21 protein-coding genes and 1 rRNA gene are annotated in these 19957 nt (G+C 39.3%); 12 read left to right on the top strand and 10 right to left on the bottom strand.

The window, feature by feature from the left end; all coding sequences use genetic code 11:
- Positions 1-96: 96 nt before the first annotated feature.
- The 6 genes from E0709_RS10630 to tpiA all read right to left on the bottom strand — a co-directional run bounded on the left by E0709_RS10630 (position 97) and on the right by tpiA (position 7201).
- Positions 97-1461 carry a phosphohexomutase domain-containing protein gene (locus E0709_RS10630; protein ID WP_132302840.1) on the bottom strand — a complete coding sequence of 455 codons (1365 nt, stop codon included), beginning with the start codon at positions 1459-1461 and terminating at the stop codon, positions 97-99.
- Positions 1462-1470: 9 nt separating this feature from the next.
- Positions 1471-1662, bottom strand: a complete 192-nt coding sequence (csrA, locus tag E0709_RS10625) for a carbon storage regulator CsrA (RefSeq protein WP_132302839.1) — start codon at positions 1660-1662, stop codon at positions 1471-1473.
- A 163-nt stretch (positions 1663-1825) separates the two neighbouring features.
- On the bottom strand, positions 1826-4450 hold the full coding sequence (gene alaS / locus E0709_RS10620) for an alanine--tRNA ligase (protein ID WP_132302838.1): 2625 nt from the start codon (positions 4448-4450) through the stop codon (positions 1826-1828).
- An 80-nt stretch (positions 4451-4530) separates the two neighbouring features.
- Positions 4531-5010, bottom strand: a complete 480-nt coding sequence (gene coaD / locus E0709_RS10615) for a pantetheine-phosphate adenylyltransferase (protein WP_132302837.1) — start codon at positions 5008-5010, stop codon at positions 4531-4533.
- A 3-nt stretch (positions 5011-5013) separates the two neighbouring features.
- Positions 5014-6306, bottom strand: a complete 1293-nt coding sequence (gene waaA / locus E0709_RS10610) for a lipid IV(A) 3-deoxy-D-manno-octulosonic acid transferase (protein WP_132302836.1) — start codon at positions 6304-6306, stop codon at positions 5014-5016.
- A 124-nt stretch (positions 6307-6430) separates the two neighbouring features.
- Positions 6431-7201 (bottom strand): triose-phosphate isomerase, encoded by a 771-nt coding sequence (tpiA, locus tag E0709_RS10605; protein WP_132302835.1) that lies wholly within the window; start codon positions 7199-7201, stop codon positions 6431-6433.
- Between the two features lie 182 nt (positions 7202-7383).
- Here tpiA and E0709_RS10600 point away from each other — a divergent pair, with 182 nt between their 5' ends.
- Complete coding sequence (locus E0709_RS10600; RefSeq protein WP_132302834.1) at positions 7384-7821, top strand: GNAT family N-acetyltransferase; 438 nt, start codon at positions 7384-7386, stop codon at positions 7819-7821.
- Here the strand turns inward: E0709_RS10600 and yggU are convergent.
- Both yggU and E0709_RS10590 read right to left on the bottom strand, forming a co-directional pair.
- A complete protein-coding gene (yggU, locus tag E0709_RS10595) occupies positions 7813-8100 on the bottom strand; it encodes a DUF167 family protein YggU (protein ID WP_132302833.1) in 288 nt (95 codons plus the stop codon). The genes E0709_RS10600 and yggU overlap by 9 nt on opposite strands.
- A 27-nt stretch (positions 8101-8127) precedes the next feature.
- On the bottom strand, positions 8128-8700 hold the full coding sequence (locus E0709_RS10590) for a YggT family protein (RefSeq protein ID WP_132302832.1): 573 nt from the start codon (positions 8698-8700) through the stop codon (positions 8128-8130).
- A 178-nt stretch (positions 8701-8878) separates the two neighbouring features.
- On the opposite strand from E0709_RS10590, the gene E0709_RS10585 reads away from it, so the two are divergent.
- The 5 genes from E0709_RS10585 (at position 8879) to E0709_RS10565 (ending at position 11916) form a co-directional block, all read left to right on the top strand.
- On the top strand, positions 8879-9133 hold the full coding sequence (locus E0709_RS10585; RefSeq protein ID WP_132302831.1) for an FAD assembly factor SdhE: 255 nt from the start codon (positions 8879-8881) through the stop codon (positions 9131-9133).
- A 101-nt stretch (positions 9134-9234) separates the two neighbouring features.
- Complete coding sequence (rpoE, locus tag E0709_RS10580) at positions 9235-9810, top strand: RNA polymerase sigma factor RpoE (protein ID WP_132302830.1); 576 nt, start codon at positions 9235-9237, stop codon at positions 9808-9810.
- A gap of 44 nt (positions 9811-9854) precedes the next feature.
- Positions 9855-10421, top strand: coding sequence for a sigma-E factor negative regulatory protein (locus E0709_RS10575; protein WP_132302829.1), 567 nt, complete (start codon positions 9855-9857; stop codon positions 10419-10421).
- Between the two features lie 89 nt (positions 10422-10510).
- Positions 10511-11470 (top strand): sigma-E factor regulatory protein RseB, encoded by a 960-nt coding sequence (gene rseB, locus E0709_RS10570; protein WP_132302828.1) that lies wholly within the window; start codon positions 10511-10513, stop codon positions 11468-11470.
- A gap of 11 nt (positions 11471-11481) precedes the next feature.
- The gene (locus E0709_RS10565) at positions 11482-11916 is read left to right on the top strand and encodes a SoxR reducing system RseC family protein (protein WP_132302827.1); all 435 of its coding nucleotides are present in this window, start codon (positions 11482-11484) and stop codon (positions 11914-11916) included.
- A 54-nt stretch (positions 11917-11970) separates the two neighbouring features.
- Here the strand turns inward: E0709_RS10565 and E0709_RS10560 are convergent, their stop codons facing one another.
- Complete coding sequence (locus tag E0709_RS10560; RefSeq protein ID WP_132302826.1) at positions 11971-12783, bottom strand: helix-turn-helix domain-containing protein; 813 nt, start codon at positions 12781-12783, stop codon at positions 11971-11973.
- 204 nt (positions 12784-12987) lie between these two features.
- Here E0709_RS10560 and rhaB point away from each other — a divergent pair, with 204 nt between their 5' ends.
- From rhaB to rhaM, 6 genes are read left to right on the top strand one after another with little or no spacing between them, the layout of a single operon-like run.
- Positions 12988-14436 (top strand): rhamnulokinase, encoded by a 1449-nt coding sequence (rhaB, locus tag E0709_RS10555; RefSeq protein ID WP_132302825.1) that lies wholly within the window; start codon positions 12988-12990, stop codon positions 14434-14436.
- An 11-nt stretch (positions 14437-14447) separates the two neighbouring features.
- Positions 14448-15698: an L-rhamnose isomerase gene (locus E0709_RS10550; RefSeq protein WP_132302824.1), complete on the top strand. Its 1251-nt coding sequence runs from the start codon at positions 14448-14450 to the stop codon at positions 15696-15698.
- A 10-nt stretch (positions 15699-15708) separates the two neighbouring features.
- Positions 15709-16527: a rhamnulose-1-phosphate aldolase gene (rhaD, locus tag E0709_RS10545; protein ID WP_132302823.1), complete on the top strand. Its 819-nt coding sequence runs from the start codon at positions 15709-15711 to the stop codon at positions 16525-16527.
- A gap of 59 nt (positions 16528-16586) precedes the next feature.
- Positions 16587-17621 carry an L-rhamnose/proton symporter RhaT gene (gene rhaT, locus E0709_RS10540; protein WP_132302822.1) on the top strand — a complete coding sequence of 345 codons (1035 nt, stop codon included), beginning with the start codon at positions 16587-16589 and terminating at the stop codon, positions 17619-17621.
- A gap of 34 nt (positions 17622-17655) precedes the next feature.
- Positions 17656-18807 carry a lactaldehyde reductase gene (fucO, locus tag E0709_RS10535; RefSeq protein ID WP_132302821.1) on the top strand — a complete coding sequence of 384 codons (1152 nt, stop codon included), beginning with the start codon at positions 17656-17658 and terminating at the stop codon, positions 18805-18807.
- A 9-nt stretch (positions 18808-18816) separates the two neighbouring features.
- Positions 18817-19131 carry an L-rhamnose mutarotase gene (gene rhaM, locus E0709_RS10530; RefSeq protein WP_132302820.1) on the top strand — a complete coding sequence of 105 codons (315 nt, stop codon included), beginning with the start codon at positions 18817-18819 and terminating at the stop codon, positions 19129-19131.
- Between the two features lie 668 nt (positions 19132-19799).
- On the opposite strand, the gene rrf is transcribed toward rhaM, so the two are convergent.
- Positions 19800-19915, bottom strand: a 5S ribosomal RNA gene (gene rrf, locus E0709_RS10525).
- Positions 19916-19957 lie beyond the last annotated feature (42 nt).

Below are 19957 nucleotides of genomic sequence, written 5' to 3'. Positions count from 1 at the left end.
CGAGCAAAGAAAAAGTAAGTCGCCATCGGCGAAACACGATATTAATTATAAAATAACCGCACTTTTTTAAAGTACGGTCAATATTAACAAGATTTTTTATTGACGCAATAACGCCAAAATCTCATCAGTCTTCTCTTGCATCAACTGCTTATCGCCACGGGTTTCAAGGTTCAAACGCACCACTGGTTCCGTATTTGAACTACGTAAATTGAAACGCCAGTTTGGATATTCAATGCTAATACCGTCAATTTCATTTACGCTCACCGCATCTTTTTCATAGGCAGCACGTACACGAGCAATGGACGCTTTGGCATCGGTTAATTTGCTGTTGATTTCACCCGGTGATGGATACGTGTTAATACTTTCTGTCACTAATTGACCTAAGGATTTACCTGTTGTGCTCACTAATTCCATCACTAATAACCAAGGCACCATACCGCTATCGCAATAGTAGAAATCACGGAAATAATGGTGAGCCGACATTTCACCGCCATAAACCGCATCCACTTCACGCATTTTTTCTTTAATAAATGAGTGACCGGATTTTGACATCACGGCTTCACCACCATTTTCAGCGACTAATTTTTCAGTATTCCAGATTAAACGTGGATCGTAGATAATCTTCGCCCCTTTTTGTTTTTGGGTAAAGGCTTGACCTAACAGACCAACCACATAATACCCCTCAATAAAGCCACCGTTTTCATCAAAGAAGAAACAACGGTCGAAGTCGCCATCAAAGGCAATTCCCATATCCGCTTTGTGTTTTAATACCGCATCAATGGTGTCTTGACGGTTTTCATGTAAAATTGGATTAGGAATTCCGTGTGGGAATGTACCGTCTGGATTATTATGCACTTTAATAAATTCCACTGGCACTCGGCGCGCTTTAAATTGAGCCTCAATGGCATCAACCACATGACCTGCCGCACCATTACCTGAGTTAATCACTAATTTTAATGGTTTGATATTGTCTAAGTTTACATAAGAAAGTAAACGTTCAACATAATCACCAATTACCGATTGTTGTTTATATTGACCGCGCTGCGTTACCGCTGGGAAATTATTTTCCTCCGCTAAGCGTTGAATATCCGCTAAACCTGTTTCAGAACTAATTGGGCGTGAGCCTTCACGGACAAGTTTTAAGCCATTGTAATCCATTGGGTTATGGCTTGCAGTGACTTCAATACCTCCATCAGCGTTTAAGAAAGATGTAGCAAAGTAAACTTCTTCTGTACCCACCTCCCCGAGATCAATCACATCAACGCCAGAATCTAATAGCCCGTTGGTTACGGCACTTTTCAATTCTTTACTGGTTAAACGCACGTCCCCCCCCACCACAATATTTTTTGGTTTTAGGTATTGACCAAATGCACGACCAATGCGGTACGCAATATCAACATTTAGTTCATCCCCCAAACGACCACGAATATCATAGGCTTTAAAGCAAGTTAATTTACTCATAGATTCTCCTTATTCAATCTCTAAATGTTCGTCATCTTGAGATTGTTTGATACGTTGATAGATTTCTTCCCGATGTACGGAAACGTTTTTTGGTGCTTTCACACCGATTTTTACTTGATTACCACGGACATTTAACACTGTGATTTCAATATCATCGCCAATGAGTAAGCTTTCACCTAGTTTTCTTGTCAAAACCAGCATATACTTCTCCCTATTTATATGATTATATCTGTCTTGTGCTATTGGTCTGTGAATGTTTCATTTCGCCTTGCAATAAAGAAAAAATAAAACATTCACAGACCTATCAACATCCTTATTGATAACCAGTCTTATACATTAAAACAAGACATTCATAATGCAACACTTACAAATTTACTTTTAACCAATCTGAAGCAACATGTAATGCTTCAACTACATTTTCAGGCTGAGATCCGCCTGCCATCGCCATATCTGGACGACCGCCTCCTTTGCCTCCCACTTGTTGAGCCATTAGATTGACTAATTCACCTGCTTTTACTTTACTTGTGATGTCTGCTGTTATACCCACAATGAGATTGACTTTTTCATCTACAACAGAAGCAAAAGCAATCACAGCAGAACCAAGTTGATTTTTCAAATCATCTACCATCACACGCAATACTTTGGTATCGACACCATCCAATTGTTGTACGATTACCGAAATTCCATTAATTTTTACCGCACTTTGCACTAAATTCGCCCCTGCTTGTACGGCAGCTTTTTGTTTTAATTGTTGTAATTCTTTTTCTGTTTTCTTGGCTTTTTCTTGCAACTGATCAATTTTCTCTGGTAATGATGTGACATCAGATTTTAACGCATCCGCGACTTGCGCTAAAATAGCTTGTTGATTATGTAGCCAAGCCATCGCACCCTCACCTGTAACGGCTTCCACTCGACGAATGCCCGCAGCGATCGCACTTTCTGACACTAATTTAAATAAACCAATATCTCCCGTGCGTTGTACGTGTAATCCACCACAAAGCTCGATCGAGAATGGACTCATGGTAACGACACGAACCACATCACCATATTTCTCCCCGAATAACGCCATCGCACCTTTTGCTTTGGCTTGTTCAATCCCCATTTCTTCGGTTAATACAGGGTGATTCGCACGAATATGAAAATTGACGATACGTTCTACTTCCGCAAGCTGTTGTTTACCGATTGCTTCAGGTTGCACAAAGTCAAAACGTAAACCCACATCAGACACTAACGATCCTTTCTGTGCGACATGTTCGCCTAATACTTGACGTAGAGCGGAATGTAATAAGTGAGTTGCACTATGGTTTAATCTAGTATGCTGACGACGTTCATTATCCACAATCGCATCCACGCTATCACCTACCGACAATGAACCTACCGTCAATTCACCAATATGTCCAAACACTTGACCATATTTTTGCGTATCTTTCACATCAAATTGACAATTATTATTGACCAACTCTCCGCTATCACCAATCTGCCCCCCCATCTCCGCATAGAATGGCGTATTTTCTAAAATAACCACCGCACTTTGTCCTGCGGTAATGCTATCCACTGATTTGCCGTCATGGAAAAGTGCGGTAACTTTTGCCTGACTTTCTGCTTTGTTATAACCTTCAAATTGGGTTGTACCATCGACACGAATAACATTGTTATAATCCATACCAAACTGGCTGGCAGACTGCGCTCTTAAACGTTGCGCTTCCATTTCTTTATCAAAGCCTGCTTCATCAATTTGAATATTACGTTCACGACATACATCAGCGGTTAAATCCAATGGGAAACCGTAAGTATCATATAATTTAAATGCCACTTCACCAGACAATACGCCGTCTTTAACCTCTGCCAAGGCATCATCTAATAAAGTCAAACCACGCGCTAACGTACGAGCAAATTGTTCTTCCTCCAAACGTAACAGTTTTTCTACGTTGGCTTGTTTTTCTTTGACAATTTTCGCTGCAGCAGCCATGACCTCAATTAAAGTAGGCACCAATTTATAAAAGAACGTTTCTTTCGCACCTAACAAATGTCCATGACGAACTGCACGGCGAATAATACGGCGTAATACATACCCACGCCCTTCGTTAGACGGAATCACGCCGTCAGCAATTAAATAAGCACAAGAACGAATATGATCGGCAATCACACGTAAAGATTTATTGGTTAAATCTTGAGTACCGACAATTTCTGCTACTTTGGCAATTAAGGTTTGGAAAATATCAATTTCATAGTTGGAGTTCACATGCTGCATTACCGCTGTCATGCGTTCCAAGCCCATACCTGTATCCACAGACGGTCTTGGCAATTTTTCTAATGTCCCATCAGCCAAACGGTTAAATTGCATAAATACAATATTCCACACTTCAATATAACGGTCGCCGTCTTCTTCAGGCGAACCTGGTAAACCACCCCAATGTTGCTCACCATGATCGTAGAAAATCTCGGTACAAGGTCCGCAAGGTCCAGTATCGCCCATTGCCCAGAAATTATCGGAATTGTATGCACCACCTTTGTTATCGCCAATGCGAATAATATGTTCTGCTGGCACACCCATTTGTTGATGCCAAATATTATAGGCTTCGTCATCGGTTTCATATACGGTAACATACAGTTTTTCTTTCGGTAAACCTAACCATTGTGGAGAGGTTAAATATTCCCAACCAAAAGCAATAGCATCTTGTTTAAAATAATCACCGAAACTGAAATTCCCCATCATTTCAAAGAATGTATGATGACGTGCGGTATAGCCCACATTTTCTAAATCGTTATGTTTTCCCCCTGCTCGCACACAACGTTGTGCGGTGGTAGCTCGAGTATAAGCTCGTTTATCTAAACCAAGAAAAACATCTTTAAATTGGTTCATCCCTGCGTTAGTAAAAAGTAAAGTGGGATCGTTTTCAGGCACAAGAGAACTACTTTCCACAATCTGATGACCTTTACTATGGAAAAAATTCAAAAAAGATTGTCTAATTTCTGCTGTTGTTTTCATAAATAATTCATTATTGTTTAATGTAAATAAATTACTGCTATTGTTACACAAATTTCACTTTTATTGAATGGCTTTCTTGCTTATTTTTTCGCTCTTTTTAACAAGGCTTCCAATACCGGTGGTGGCACAAATTTTGCGACATCACCACCATGCAAATAAACTTCACGAACAATGGTTGAAGAAACATAAGCCCATTGTTCCGTCGGCGGTAAAAATAGACTCTCTACTCCTCCTGTTAACACTCTATTTAAATGAGCTAATTGTAATTCATATTCAAAATCTGTGGTAGTGCGTACCCCGCGAATAATCGCTTTAACATCAAACTGTTGAATTACGTTTGCTAATAAATCCGTAAAGCCAATCACGCGCACATTTGCCAAGTGAGCAACCGATTGCCCGATTAACTCAACACGTTGTGCGAGTTCAAATAAAGGTTTCTTACTTGGACTAGAAGCGACTGCTACAATAACGTTGGGAAAAAGCACCGCACTTCGTGTAATAATATCTAAATGTCCATTGGTAATTGGATCAAATGTGCCGGGATAAATCACCGTTGTCATAAATTATTTCTCTACTTGCTCGTTTTCTAAATAGGGACGCAATAAACCAATTAATCGTTTTAATGCTCCACGATTTTCAACTAATACTTCATAACCAGCCTGTCCAAAACGCTGACGTAATGCTTTTGAATGTAAAAATCTGCTCACTGCCTCCGCCAATGCATTGGCATCGGATTTTACTGTTAAAACACCGAGCACATATCTTAATTTCAAAAAAACTTCTGGGAAATTAAATACATACTTACCACTAATAACAGGCAATTTAAATGCTAGTGGTTCAAGGGGATTATGTCCGCCATGTTTCACTAAACTTCCTCCCACAAAAGCCACATCGGAAACACCGTACATTAACATGAGTTCTCCCATAGTATCACCCAACAAAATTTGAGTTTGTGCACTAGGCGCAATATCCTCACTTCGGCGACAATAACTAAAATTCTCTTTTTCAATTAAATTTGCCACTGAATTAAAACGCTCCGGATGACGAGGTGCCAAAATCAACAATAAATTTGGAAATTGCTGCAATAAAGTGCGGTGCGTTTGTAGTATAATTTCTTCTTCCCCTTCATGGGTACTTCCAGCAATCCAAACGGGTCTATTACCAATCCATTGTTGCTCTAAACTTATTATATCATTTAATAATTCATCGGAAATTTCTAAATCATATTTAATATTTCCAGTTAACACTAACCGACCTTGATAACCCAAATCTATGTAGCGCTTACCACTAATACTATCTTGCGGGGCAATTAAACTAATCTCATTTAACACCGTTTTAATATGATTCTTTGCCCATGCATAACGTTTGGCAGAACGAGCGGATAAACGAGCATTCGCCACAATAAACGGAATATTACGCAATTTTAGTTGATGGATAAGCGTTGGCCAAATTTCCGTTTCAATCACAATACAGGCTTTGGGCTGAATAAAATTAATAAACCGAGTGATCGCATCAGGTAAATCATAGGGTAAATAAAAATGGCTAACAGAATCGCCAAAAGCGGCTTTGACACGAGCTGATCCTGTTGGCGTCACCGTTGTCACCGTAATCGGTAAATTAGGGTATTCCGTTTGAATTTGACGAACTAAAGGCGTGGCTGCAATAACTTCACCGACAGATGCCGCATGAATAATAATCCCATTCGGTTGTGGTCGTTCTAACTCCGCATAGAACAAACCGTAACGTTCACTAATACGCCTACGGTAATCTGGGGATTTAATACTACGTCCTAACATAAAGAGCAACAAAAATGGTTGCAACAAATACATGACAAACGTATAAAAAAAACCTAGCATAAAGAATGCCTAATATTCAATATAACGAATATGACATTATAGCGATTTTAAACATAAACCGAAAGTAAAAAAGCGCTCAGAGCAACGATCTGAGCGCTTTTTATCATTTATATTTTATGACCAATTACGCCTTAGCCACAGCTGCTGCTTTCACAATGACGGCAAACGCAGGTGCTTTTAATGATGCTCCACCAACTAATGCACCATCAATATCTGGTTGAGTAAATAACTCTGCTGCATTGGCATCATTTACAGAACCACCGTATTGAATAATCACTTGATCGGCTACAGCTTGAGATTTTGCTGCAATATGATCACGAATAAATTTATGCACTGCTTGAGCTTGAGCTGGGGTTGCAGATTTACCTGTTCCAATTGCCCAAATTGGTTCATATGCAATCACCGCACCATTAAAGGCTTCTACACCTAATGCATTAATAACCGCATCAATTTGTCTTGCGCAAACTTCTTGGGTTTTGCCGGCTTCATTTTCGGCTTCGGATTCACCGATACATAATACTGGAACTAATCCAGCTTCTTTCAACACACCAAATTTTTTCGCAATAAATTCATCACTTTCTTTGTGATATGTACGACGCTCCGAGTGACCAATAATAATATATTTCGCCCCAAAATCTTTTAACATCGCAGTAGAAATATCACCGGTAAACGCCCCTTGCAGATTAATATCCACATTTTGTGAACCTAACGCAATTTCACTACCGGCCAATGCAGCTTCCGCTTCGGCTAAATACATGACTGGTGGTGCAATCGCCACGCCACAACCTGTTACACCTTGAAGTTCTTTTTTCAAACCTTCAATTAATTCTTTGGTAAATGCTTTACTACCATTTAATTTCCAGTTACCCATAACGAGTGGTTTACGAACTGCCATTTGAATTCTCCATATAAATTAATCAAAATGAATAAACTTAATATAACAAATTTTTAGCCCAATTTTTGTTTTTTTTCATCTTTTTTTGATCTAACAGGTGATTATTCTCAAATTACAAGGTACAATCTACTGTATAAATTTGTTATTTTTTAATCAATCCTAACCTATAAGCATCTAACATTATGCGTATTTTCAAAGCTGAACAATGGAATCTCGCCGTATTACTTCCACTATTTGAAGAATACCGTTTGTCACACGGCATGGCAGAAAATCCGGAAAGAACCCATCAATTTCTTAATAACCGGATTCGTTTTAGTGAAAGTATTTTCTTCTTAGCCCTTGATAACCAACAAAAAGCGGTCGGCTTTATTCAACTCTATCCCCGTTTATCATCCCTACAATTACAACGCTACTGGCAATTAACCGATATTTTTGTACAAAATAATCCTCAAAAAACCGAAATTTACACCGCACTTATTGAAAAAGCGAAAGAATTTGTGTGTTTTACTCAAGCAAAAATGCTCACCGTAGAACAGGATCAACACCCGCAATATATTTTAGAAATGGAAGGATTTAAACGCAATCCGCAAAAGGCAGTGTTTGAATTAAGTTTAAATTAACGAAATAATCTCAGACGGAATAGTCTTCGGTTCAGAAATAAATACCTGCTTATGTCGATTCAATTCGCCTTTTTCTAACTGAATCATACTTTTTGGCACTTTAAATAATTTACTCAAATATTTCAACAAATGCACATTCGCCGCCCCATCAATAGGTGGTGCTGTAATGCTGATTTTTAATTCATCAGCATGTAATCCTATGATCGCATCACGACTGGCTTTAGGTTGCAATAAAATCCGCAACCGCAAGCCATTTGCTGTTTGTTCTATTGCGGACATAAAAATCTCATCAAATTACGCCGCACTTTACACAATTTTCCAAATACCATAAGGAATAATGTCATACATCACTTTATCTAACCAAAACAGCACAAACGCCAATATCATGGGGGAAAAATCAATCATGCCCGTTTTCGGTAATAGCCGGCGAATTGGACGTAAAACCGGCTCGCCTAATTGATACAATAAATAAGACAAAGGATCATTGCCCCGTCTAAACCAACTTAAAATTGCGCCGATAAAAATTACATATAAAATCATCTCACCCCAAATTTTTATGACAGTCAATATACCAACAACGGTAAATAAACCGAGATTTTCCACCACGCCGTCAAATGACCATTTTCCCCCTAAGATAGCCAATAAAGGATATTTAACTAAGCCTACTACAAAGACAAAAATCAACGCTGCAATATCCATATTTTTACGTGGTTTAAAAGTCTTACGTATTGGATTTAACACCGGATCCGTCAATTTCACTACGGCTTGTGAAATGGGATTATAAAAATCTGCTTGACAATATTGTAACCACATGCGAAACATGACGACCAGCAGATACACGCCTAAAATACTGTTCACTAAATATTGAATTGAATTCATTGATTGACCCCGAAATAACGTTTAATTAAAGCTAAAGATAAAGGTTAACTAAAGGAAAATCAAGGGAAAAGACATTTTCCTTACAATCTAACCACTCTCATGATCACTAAAGTGCGGTTTATTTTTCTTTATTTTTTATTTTTCGTTATAATACCTCGATAATAAATAGGAACAAATTATGACAAAATACAATAAACTTCGTATTGAGTGGGATTGTCGCCGTGGGATGTTGGAATTAGACAAGGTGATTATGCCCTTTTATCAACAACATTTTGATGGACTAAGTGAGTGCCAAAAACAGAGTTTTATTCGTTTATTGGCTTGTACAGACTTGCAGCTTTTTTCTTGGTTTTTCAATCGCACACCAGCGATAGATACGGAGTTGCAAGCAATGGTTGACTATATTCATCAAACATTGCAGTTAAGCAATTAGCTTTTTTTCGTACCTTTTTTAAAATATTTGAACTTTTTAGAAAACGGTTGCTCTAACCAAATACAGTGCTTGTTGTTTTATCGCAAGCCACAAGAGATAATATGACTGAACAGATTACCGATCAGGCTTTAGTAGAAAGAGTACAGCAAGGGGATAAGAAAGCCTTTAATTTGTTGGTTTCTCGTTATCAAAACAAGGTAGCAGGCTTATTAACACGTTATGTACCACGCAATGATATTCCCGATGTGGTGCAAGAATCCTTTATCAAGGCATATCGCTCAATGGATTCTTTTCGTGGTGACAGTGCTTTTTATACTTGGCTTTACCGAATCGCAGTGAATACTGCAAAGAATTATTTGACGGCACAAGGTCGCCGTCCGCCGAACGAAGATATTTTAGCAGAAGATGCTGAAAGTTACGATTCAGGCACGAATTTACGTGATGTGGATACGCCAGAGAATGAGTTACTCTCAGCGGAATTAAAAAAGATTGTTTTTGATACGATCGAGAGTATGCAAGAAGAACTGAAAACCGCCATTACATTACGTGAGCTAGAAGGGTTGAGTTACGAAGAAATTGCCGATATTATGGATTGTCCAGTGGGTACTGTACGTTCTCGAATCTTCCGAGCAAGAGAAATTATTGAAAATAAAATTAATCCGCTGTTACAGCGATAACATCCGTAACAACGGCAAACTAAACAATTAATTGGGGTATTATTATGCAAAAAGAGTTACTTTCCGCCTATATGGACGGTGAACAAGTAAGTAACGAATTCACTGCTACATTGTGTCGTGATGGCGAATTACAACAAAGTTGGGCAAACTTCCATACTATCCGTTCTGTAATTCGTGAAGAAAGTGCGGTCTTCTTAGGGGCTGATTTTACGGCAAAAATGGATGCCTTAATTGCAGCAGAAGCACCGTTACAAATGTCACAGCCAACACCAGACGAAGTAGAAACCTCACCGTTTATGCAAAAATTAAAAGCCATGTTTGTGCCGTTAACACAAGTTGCCGTGGCAGCTGGGGTGTGTTTAGTCGCCGTATTAGGTGTGCAAACCTTTAACGCCAGCCAAACGGAGAAATCTGCTGATACCCCCGTATTACAAACTTTACCATTTAATAATGGCGTGCAACAAGTGAGCTATAATGCACCAAGTAAAGATGTCATTACTAATGAACAAATCGAACAGAAAAATAAACGGATGGGCGCAATGTTACAAAATTACGAATTGCAACGCCGTTTACATGCTGACGGTGTAAATTTAGGTCAACATCAAAAATAATTTATATTTGTTCTCTGATCACCACCGTTTGCGGTGGTGATTTTGTTTTAAATGAATGATAATATAAAAATAAACGGTGGAGTTGTTCAATGTTAAAAATTATCAAAAATCTAACCGCACTTTCACTACTATTCAGTTTGCCTAGTGCCGTATTGGCGCAAGAAAATCTTACCCCACAGCAATTAGTGACATCAATGACTAAAGCTCAAACCGAATTAAACTATCAAATTTCTTTTGTGCAAACTAATCTAACAGATTTGCAAGCTTTTCGTTATAAACACGTTAATTTAGACAATAAAAGCTACGCTCAATTAACCACTTTAGAAAGTAGTCAACAAGATATTATTCGTCGCGACAACTTGGTCAGCTATTTCCAAAGCAATTTCACCCCGTTTACTATTCAATCTAATCATATTATCGATTATTTACCAAATATCTTATCGGCTAACATCGAAAAACTCGCAGAAAACTATGATTTTTCTGCCTTGGGACGTAATCGTGTGGCAGATCGTTTAGTACAAGTGATTAGAATTATGCCAAAAGATGATTTCCGCTATCAATATGTACTGTTCATTGATGAAGAAACCCATTTATTATTACGTAGTGATCTGATTGATCGCAATGATAATTTACTGGAAAGTTTCCATGTGGTGAATTTGTATATTGGTGATGAAATCAAGTCATTAGTGGAACAATTAAATGCGCTTCATTTTCCGCCGTTACTCACCGATGAATCAAATGAAAAACCGTCGATTACCAGTTGGCAGACAAAATGGTTGCCTAAAGGCTTTACTTTAGTGAGTGAAAATGCTGATCCAGAAGATATTGATGGTAACAATATTATTGAAAGCCGCTTATATAGCGACGGATTATTTTCCTTTACTATTTATGTAGCAGATAAAATTATCAATGGAAATCAAGATAATCTCTGGCGACAGGGAATGAATACCATCTATAGTGAAAATATCGGAGATAAAGAAGTGACATTAATTGGTCAAATTCCATCTGCTACCGCAAAACGTATTGTGCAAGATTTACAATTTAAATAAAGGATTAAGTAATGATTAAAGAAAGTGCTGTAGTAATTGATTATCAACCAGGTGTGGCAACAGTGAAATGCCAATCACAATCAGCATGTGGCAGTTGCACTGCGAAATCTGTTTGTGGCACATCAGCACTGTCCGAATTAACGGGCGAACCCGGTGAACATATTTTTATCTTAGAAACCATTACACCGCTAAAAATAGGGCAAACCATTGAAATTGGCTTAGAAGAAAGATCACTCCTATTTTCCGCATTATTGCTTTATTTTTTACCATTATTAACGATTTTAGTCACCGCCTTTATTGGTGAAAAATTGTTCCAACACGAATTAATCAATGCGATTTTTATCTTTTTTTGTACCGCAATTTCCTTTGTAGCAGTGCGTTATTATGCAAAAAACGTACAAAAAAAATCGGCATTTAAGCCGATTTTGTTGAGAATACTAGCATAATAGTCGCAATGGAAAAAAATGATGAAATAAGTTAACAAACAGTTCTGCCAAAATTTATCTCAACTCTCTGGGGCAAAAACCAAATTCATGTTTAAAACAACTTGCAAAGTAACTACTATCACTATATCCACTCTCTAAGGCAATATCAATAATCGCTTTCTCACTGAATTTTAATTGGTAATAGGCGTAGGATAGTCTCAGCTTATTCACATATTGTTGTGGCGTGATACCTAATTTCTCCTTTACCATACGTTGCAATGATCTTAACGGTAGTTGAAAATCTTGGCTTAACTGTTGCCAATTAATCTCTTGTTTAAAATTAAAACTTAAATAACGCAAGAGCTGATATAAATTTTCATCTCTCCCTCCTCTTGAATCTTGATTTACATTGACGCAGTATTGATTTTGCTGTACTAAATTCAGAATTTGTAAAAAACTGCTTTCTTGCTGTAAGGCGTTTAAAGGATCTTGCTGTAACAATGCTATTTGTTGATTGATGTTGCTCAATACTTGGTGTTTCACCATTTTATATTGAGATTGATTGGGAGCAAGATCTTGTAAAATTGCATCAACATTATGAATAAATTTAAAATCATTTTTAGGTTTGAGTAAAATATTCGTGAGATGAAGATTATCTACATTTTCATATAAATGATGGTCATCGGCATTAATATACAGCACCATGCCTTGATGTAATTCATGGGGATAACCGTTGAGAATATGCCGTCCACTTCCCTTTGTTACCAACACAAGCTCATTAAAATCATGGGTATGTTCAGGGTAATTTTCTTGTGGTAAGCGTGGCTCAATGGCTAATAATTGCTGACTTGAGCGGAAGAAATCTTTATAGGATAGTCTAGTGAACATTTTTTGCCCTCTCTTTAAAGCTAGTATAAAACTTTAACAAGTTGGTGATAATTTCTTTTCTCACTATTTTTTCGATTTGTGACACAGATCACATCGACTATTAATTTTCCGCCAAAATCTCTTCTTTTCCTGTCGCTTAACTTAAAGAATCTTCAAACAAAACGGCTTACACTCCCTTTCACTTACTGTTCTAAAGGGGGTTCTATGACGAATTTAAATATTGCAGCCGTGGATCTTGGCGCATCCAGCGGACGTGTGATGTTGGCAACTTATACCACAAATAGTCAACAGATTACACTCAATGAAATTCATCGTTTCAAAAATCAATTTATTCATCAAAATGGCCACGATTGTTGGGATCTAAATTACCTTGAAAAAGAAATCCAAACTGGACTTGATAAAATTCTTAACAGCGGGAAAGCATTACATAGTATCGGTATCGACACTTGGGGTGTGGACTACGTATTGTTAGATAAAAACGGTAATGTTATTGCTCCAACCTATGCTTATCGTGATCACCGCACTGATTTGGTGATGCCAAAAGTACAACAAGAACTAGGCAAAGAAACCATTTACCATAAAACAGGCATCCAATTTTTACCGTTCAATACCCTTTATCAACTCAAAGCCACGGTGGATGAAAACCCTGATTGGCTTAATCAAGTCACCGATTTTTTGATGATTCCCGATTATTTAAACTACCGCTTGACTGGCGTAATGAATCGTGAATATACCAATGCCACCACCACGCAATTAGTCAATGTCAATACCGACAGTTGGGATCTGGAATTAATTGATTATCTTGGTTTACCACCAAGTTGGTTTGGACAAATTCGTCATCCAGGGCATCAAGTAGGATATTGGCAAAACCATATTCCTGTGATGTCCGTGGCAAGCCATGACACCGCTAGTGCGGTGATTGCATCGCCGCTTGCTGATGAAAATGCCGCCTATCTTTGTTCTGGCACTTGGTCATTAATGGGCTTAGATCGCTTAACCCCTTGTACCAATGATACCGCAATGAATAACAATATTACCAACGAAGGCGGTGTAGACGGGCATTATCGTATTCTCAAAAACATCATGGGCTTGTGGTTGTTTAACCGCCTTTGTGCTGAGCGTGACGTAAAAGATATTGCTGCCCTTGTGAATGATGCCGAACAACTTCCTGCATTTGCGAGCCTAATTAACCCGAATGCAGAGTGTTTCTTAAACCCACCGTCTATGGTGCAAACCATTCAACAGTATTGTGCAAGCCACAATCAAATTGTGCCAGAAACTACCGCACAATTAGCTCGTTGTATTTTTGACAGTCTTGCCATGTTATATCGCCAAGTGGCATTACAACTGGCTGACTTACAAGGTAAACCTATCAGTAGCTTGCACATTGTTGGCGGTGGTAGCCAAAATACCTTGTTAAATCAACTTTGTGCCGATTTATGCGATATTGATGTATGGGCTGGTCCTATTGAAGCATCAGTATTAGGCAATGTAGGTTGTCAACTAATGGCACTCGATCAAATTAAAAACCAAGCAGAATTCCGTCACATTGTGGCGAAAAACTTTCCATTAAAACATTTCCAAAAACAACCGCACTTTTTGTCTGATTCTCTTATTGAGAAAAAATGGCAAGAATTTTGTGCATTAAATTAAGGAGTATTACTATGAGTAACGTACAACAAACCTATCAACTCGCTCAACAACAATTTGCCGATATTGGTGTTGACACTGAAACTGCACTTAATTTATTAGATAAATTGCCTATTTCTATGCACTGTTGGCAAGGTGATGATGTAGGCGGTTTTGAAAAAGGGGCTGGAAGCTTGACTGGCGGGATTCAAGCCACAGGGAATTATCCTGGCAAAGCCAGAACCGCGGTGGAATTGCGGGCAGATTTAGACAAAGCCATGTCTTTAATTCCGGGTAAAAAACGCTTGAATTTGCATGCGTCTTATTTGGAATCTGAACACAAAGTTGAACGCAATGAAATTAAACCCGAACATTTTGCCAACTGGGTGGACTGGGCGAAACAAAATCAGCTTGGTTTAGATTTTAACCCCACCTATTTTTCTCACCCTTTAAGTGAAGAAGCCACGCTCACCCATGCCAATAAAGAAATTCGGGATTTCTGGATCGAACACGGCAAAGCCTGTCGCAAGATTTCCAAATATTTTGGTAAAGAATTAGGCACGGCATCGGTGATGAATATTTGGATTCCAGACGGCAGCAAAGATCTCGTGGTGGACAAATTCGCCCCACGCCAACGTTTAGTGGAATCCTTAGATGCCATTATTAGCGAAAAAATCGATCCCCAATACCACATTGATGCGGTCGAAAGTAAATTATTCGGTATCGGGGTGGAATCTTACACCGTGGGTTCAAATGAATTTTACGCCACTTACGCCGCCACTCGTGGCACGGCACTTTGCTTAGATGCAGGGCATTTCCACCCAACGGAATCCATTGCCGACAAAATCTCCGCGGTGATGCCCTTTATTCAACATTTATTGCTCCACGTCAGCCGCCCTGTGCGTTGGGACAGCGATCATGTGGTGTTGTTAGATGATGAAACCCAAGCCATCGCCAATGAAATTATCCGCAATCAATTATTCGACCGAGTGCATATCGGCTTGGATTTCTTTGATGCGTCCATTAACCGCATTGCCGCTTGGGTAATCGGCACTCGTAATATGCAAAAAGCCTTGCTCAAAGCCTTGCTTGAACCGACAGCACAATTACGCCAATTAGAAAATGCCCGAGATTTCACGGCTCGTCTTGCCTTATTGGAAGAGCAAAAATCCTTACCATGGCAAGCTGTGTGGGATATGTATTGCGAACGCCATAACGTGCCAGTGGGTCGCCGTTGGTTAGATGATGTGCGTGGCTATGAAAAAACCGTATTAAGTCAACGTTAAGGAGAAAAAAATGACCGCAATTTTAGAGTCTTGGTTTGTAAAAGGTATGGTAAAAGCCACCCATGACCTGTGGTTAAAAGGTTGGGACGAACGCAATGGCGGCAATGTGAGTTTCCGTTTGTTGGATTCAGATGTGGAGCCGTTTAAAAACCAATTTGCTCCGAATCCACGTCATGAATTGATCACACAAGATGTTGCAGAAGTGGCAGGGCAATATTTTATCGTCACGGGATCAGGTAAATTTTTCCGTAACGTGATTTTAGATCCTGAAGATACCCTTGCTTTGATTCAAGTAGATGAACAAGGCAAAGGCTACTATGTTCTTTGGGGATTAAAAAATGGTGGCGTTGCCACGTCAGAGCTGGCGTCCCATTTGCAATCCCATATCGTGCGGATCAAAAAATCCAACGGGCAAGACAGAGTTATTATGCACTGCCACCCCACCAATTTAATCGCCTTAACCTATGTGTTACCGCTCGATGAAGTGACCTTTACCCGTGAATTATGGGAAATGAGTACGGAATCCTTAGTGGTGTTCCCAGACGGCGTGGGCGTATTGCCTTGGATGGTGCCAGGCATTGACGAAATCGGCTATGCCACCGCAGAAAAAATGGCAAAACACACCGTGGTGATTTGGCCATTCCATGGCGTTTTTGCTACAGGACCCAGCCTTGACGAAGCCTTTGGCTTAATCGACGTGGTGGAAAAATCATCGGAAATTTCAGTCAAAGTCATTTCTATGGGAGGCAAAAAACAAACCATTACCACGGAAAATTTCCATGCCTTAGCGAAACGTTTTGGGGTCGTGCCGATTCAAGGTGTGTTGTGAAAAAGTGCAGTTCTGATCTAACCAATTTTTAACAAAAATCAATTATCAAGGAGTTCATTATGGGTAGCTCAATTTTATTAGGTATCTTCTGGCACTTTATCGGTGCCACATCTGCGGCGTGCTTTTATGCACCCATGAAAAAAGTCACCAACTGGTCATGGGAAACCATGTGGGCAGTGGCAGGGATTTTCTCTTGGATCTTATTACCATGGAGCATTTCTTACTGGTTATTACCTGATTTCTGGGCATATTATGGATCGTTCTCCAGCAGTATTTTACTGCCTGTGTTCCTATTTGGGGCAATGTGGGGGATCGGTAATGTGGGTTATGGTTTAACCATGCGTTATCTTGGTATGTCCATGGGGATCGGTGTTGCCATTGGCATCACCTTAATCATCGGCACATTAATGACCCCAATTTTACAAGGTCGTTTTGGTGAATTATTAGCCAGTAGTGGCGGTCAAATGACCTTAATCGGCGTGGTCGTTGCCGTGATTGGGGTGGCTATCGTGTCTTACGCAGGCTTGCTCAAAGAAAAAGTGTTGGGTGTGACCACGGAAGAATTTAACTTGAAAAAAGGTTTAGCCCTTGCCATCATGTGCGGTATTTTCTCCGCAGGTATGTCTTTTGCTATGAGTGCCGCCACACCAATGCACGAAGCTGCCGCCAGCCTTGGCGTTGATCCACTATATGTCGCCTTACCAAGTTATGTGGTGATTATGGGCGGTGGTGCGATTATCAACTTAAGTTTCTGTATTATCCGCTTAAAAACTCGTCCAGAATTGTCTTTCAAAGCTGATATGAGTGTCGTAAAAAGTTTACTGTTCAGCAACATTTTGTTCTCCGCTATCGGGGGCATCATGTGGTATCTCCAATTCTTCTTCTACGCTTGGGGACATGCTAACGTGCCAGCGGAATACGGCTTTATGAGCTGGATGTTACACATGAGCTTCTATGTATTGTGCGGTGGCATCGTGGGCTTAGTGTTAAAAGAATGGAACAACACAGGCACAAAACCAACTCGAGTGCTTGTTATTGGTTGCTTGATTATTGTACTTGCAGCGAATATCGTGGGTTTAGGTATGGCGAATTAAATTACCATTATTTTTTCAAAATAAGGAGTTCATTATGTCTCATAGATTTATTTTAAACGAAACCTCTTATTTCGGCGCTGGCTCTATTATTAACGTGGTAACAGAAGTACAAAAACGTGGTTTTAAAAAAGCATTAATTGTGACAGATAAACCTTTAGTACAATTCAAAGTTGTGGAAAAAGTGACCGCACTTTTAGATCAAGCTAATTTAGTTTATGAAATCTTTGATGAAGTATTACCCAATCCAACTATGACGGTTGTAGAACTTGGTGTAGCAAAATTTAAAGCCAGTGGGGCAGATTACTTGATTTCTATCGGTGGCGGTTCTCCACAAGATACGGCAAAGGCGATTGGTATTATTATCAACAATCCTGAATTTGCCGATATTCGTAGCCTTGAAGGTGTTGCTCCGACTAAAAAACCAGCGGTACCAACCATTGCAATAGCCACCACGGCAGGTACTGCTGCAGAAGTCACCATTAACTATGTGATTACTGATGAAGAAAATAAACGCAAATTCGTTTGTGTCGATCCTCATTCGATTCCACAAGTAGCGATTATTGATAGCGATATGATGGCGAGTATGCCACCGTCACTAAAAGCAGCGACTGGCGTGGATGCGTTAACTCATGCTATTGAAGGTTATATCACTTTGGGAGCGTGGGAGCTTTCGGATATGTTCCATTTAAAAGCCATTGAAATTATTGCCCGTTCTTTGCGTGCTTCGGTTAACGGTGAGCAGCAAGGGGTTGAAGATATGGCATTAGGACAATATGTGGCTGGTATGGGATTTTCTAATGTTGGGCTGGGTTTAGTGCATGGTATGGCTCACCCATTAGGTGCGTTTTATAACACACCTCACGGCGTAGCCAATGCAGTATTATTACCACATATTATGCAATACAATGCTGAATTTACCGGCGATAAATATCGTGATATTGCAAAAGCAATGGGGGTAAAAAATACAGAGAATATGACAATTGAACAAGCAAGAGTGGCTGCCATTGAAGCCGTCAGACAATTGAGCAAAGATGTGCATATTCCAGCAACATTACGTGAGCTAAATGTGAAAGAAGATGATATTCCAGCGTTGGCACAAGCTGCCTTGGATGATGTTTGTACAGGTGGCAATCCTCGTAAAGCAACATTAGCTGAAATCGAAAATTTATATCGTGCTATTTATTAGGAGGAAGTCATGCTCAGAAAAGGTTTTGTTATGCAAGTCAATCCAGACTGCCATGCTGAATATAAAAAACGCCACGATGAGATTTTTCCTGAATTAGTGGAAGAATTAAAATCACACGGTGCACACCATTATTCGATTTTTCTGGATAAACAACGCAATTTATTATTTGCGTATGTAGAAATTGAAGATGAAGATCGTTGGAACGCCGTTTCCAAAACGGCGGCTTGCCAAAAATGGTGGGCTTTTATGAAAGATATTATGCCATCTAATCCTGATAACAGCCCAATTTCTGAAGAATTGGCACAGGTGTTTTATTTGGAGTAAATCTGATACGTTTAGGATGAGAACATCTGTAAGATGCTCTCATCCTCCAACACTGAAACATCAAAGACTGACAACGAATTATCTCCCAAACAAAGAATATAGCTACTAAACAATACACATCCGTCATCATCTAGTGTAGCCTGATGATAGAACTTATTAAATTCCGATAACGTTGACTTATAGTTTATTGTTAGTAGCCAATTAATTTCGCTATCTCTACTCTTAACTACCGCCAAATATCCGTCATACCGAAAAAGTAATATATTATCTCTTTCCTGCTCTACAGATACATTTTCCCGAACCTGTAAATGACTTGCCAATCATATCTTTTATCTCAGACGAAATCCAATTTTCCTTTACTTCAACCATCTCAGCTACAACAAAGCTATTCACACCAAGCATCAATATAATAAATAACAAAGGATTGTAAAATAATTTAATTAGCATAAACGCCTTTTAATCTTCTAATTAAGCTGCCGTATGGGCGTATTACATACGCCCATACTCGATCTATTTTTTCTCAAATCATGGAAATATCACGTTTTAGGGCGTATGCAATACGCCCCTACTCATCTTGTTCGTGCAACCTATTTTTTGAAGATGTTGAAGGAAATATAAAAAGACAAAACCCCAGTCACTCTCGTAACTGGGGTTCGCTTTAAATTAAAACCTGATGGTGACCTACTCTCACATTGGGAGACCCAACACTACCATCGGCATCACAGCATTTCACTTCTGAGTTCGGCATGGAATCAGGTGGCGCTACTGCATTATGACCATCAGAAATCAGGGTTCAGATGACAGGTTTCAGACGGCAGTGCCGTGC

Origin of the sequence: Lonepinella koalarum (genome assembly GCF_004565475.1) — a bacterium.
GTDB classification, from domain to species: domain Bacteria; phylum Pseudomonadota; class Gammaproteobacteria; order Enterobacterales; family Pasteurellaceae; genus Lonepinella; species Lonepinella koalarum.
Note: the sequence above shows the minus strand (reverse complement) of the source record. Positions and strands in the feature narration are given on the sequence as shown.

What these genes read in the sequence shown, in the direction of transcription:
- E0709_RS10630 (WP_132302840.1), bottom strand. Translation starts at nt 1,461, where the DNA reads ATGAGTAAATTAACTTGCTTTAAAGCCTATGATATTCGTGGTCGTTTG.
- csrA (WP_132302839.1), bottom strand. Translation starts at nt 1,662, where the DNA reads ATGCTGGTTTTGACAAGAAAACTAGGTGAAAGCTTACTCATTGGCGAT.
- alaS (WP_132302838.1), bottom strand. Translation starts at nt 4,450, where the DNA reads ATGAAAACAACAGCAGAAATTAGACAATCTTTTTTGAATTTTTTCCAT.
- coaD (WP_132302837.1), bottom strand. Translation starts at nt 5,010, where the DNA reads ATGACAACGGTGATTTATCCCGGCACATTTGATCCAATTACCAATGGA.
- waaA (WP_132302836.1), bottom strand. Translation starts at nt 6,306, where the DNA reads ATGCTAGGTTTTTTTTATACGTTTGTCATGTATTTGTTGCAACCATTT.
- tpiA (WP_132302835.1), bottom strand. Translation starts at nt 7,201, where the DNA reads ATGGCAGTTCGTAAACCACTCGTTATGGGTAACTGGAAATTAAATGGT.
- E0709_RS10600 (WP_132302834.1), top strand. Translation starts at nt 7,384, where the DNA reads ATGCGTATTTTCAAAGCTGAACAATGGAATCTCGCCGTATTACTTCCA.
- yggU (WP_132302833.1), bottom strand. Translation starts at nt 8,100, where the DNA reads ATGTCCGCAATAGAACAAACAGCAAATGGCTTGCGGTTGCGGATTTTA.
- E0709_RS10590 (WP_132302832.1), bottom strand. Translation starts at nt 8,700, where the DNA reads ATGAATTCAATTCAATATTTAGTGAACAGTATTTTAGGCGTGTATCTG.
- E0709_RS10585 (WP_132302831.1), top strand. Translation starts at nt 8,879, where the DNA reads ATGACAAAATACAATAAACTTCGTATTGAGTGGGATTGTCGCCGTGGG.
- rpoE (WP_132302830.1), top strand. Translation starts at nt 9,235, where the DNA reads ATGACTGAACAGATTACCGATCAGGCTTTAGTAGAAAGAGTACAGCAA.
- E0709_RS10575 (WP_132302829.1), top strand. Translation starts at nt 9,855, where the DNA reads ATGCAAAAAGAGTTACTTTCCGCCTATATGGACGGTGAACAAGTAAGT.
- rseB (WP_132302828.1), top strand. Translation starts at nt 10,511, where the DNA reads ATGTTAAAAATTATCAAAAATCTAACCGCACTTTCACTACTATTCAGT.
- E0709_RS10565 (WP_132302827.1), top strand. Translation starts at nt 11,482, where the DNA reads ATGATTAAAGAAAGTGCTGTAGTAATTGATTATCAACCAGGTGTGGCA.
- E0709_RS10560 (WP_132302826.1), bottom strand. Translation starts at nt 12,783, where the DNA reads ATGTTCACTAGACTATCCTATAAAGATTTCTTCCGCTCAAGTCAGCAA.
- rhaB (WP_132302825.1), top strand. Translation starts at nt 12,988, where the DNA reads ATGACGAATTTAAATATTGCAGCCGTGGATCTTGGCGCATCCAGCGGA.
- E0709_RS10550 (WP_132302824.1), top strand. Translation starts at nt 14,448, where the DNA reads ATGAGTAACGTACAACAAACCTATCAACTCGCTCAACAACAATTTGCC.
- rhaD (WP_132302823.1), top strand. Translation starts at nt 15,709, where the DNA reads ATGACCGCAATTTTAGAGTCTTGGTTTGTAAAAGGTATGGTAAAAGCC.
- rhaT (WP_132302822.1), top strand. Translation starts at nt 16,587, where the DNA reads ATGGGTAGCTCAATTTTATTAGGTATCTTCTGGCACTTTATCGGTGCC.
- fucO (WP_132302821.1), top strand. Translation starts at nt 17,656, where the DNA reads ATGTCTCATAGATTTATTTTAAACGAAACCTCTTATTTCGGCGCTGGC.
- rhaM (WP_132302820.1), top strand. Translation starts at nt 18,817, where the DNA reads ATGCTCAGAAAAGGTTTTGTTATGCAAGTCAATCCAGACTGCCATGCT.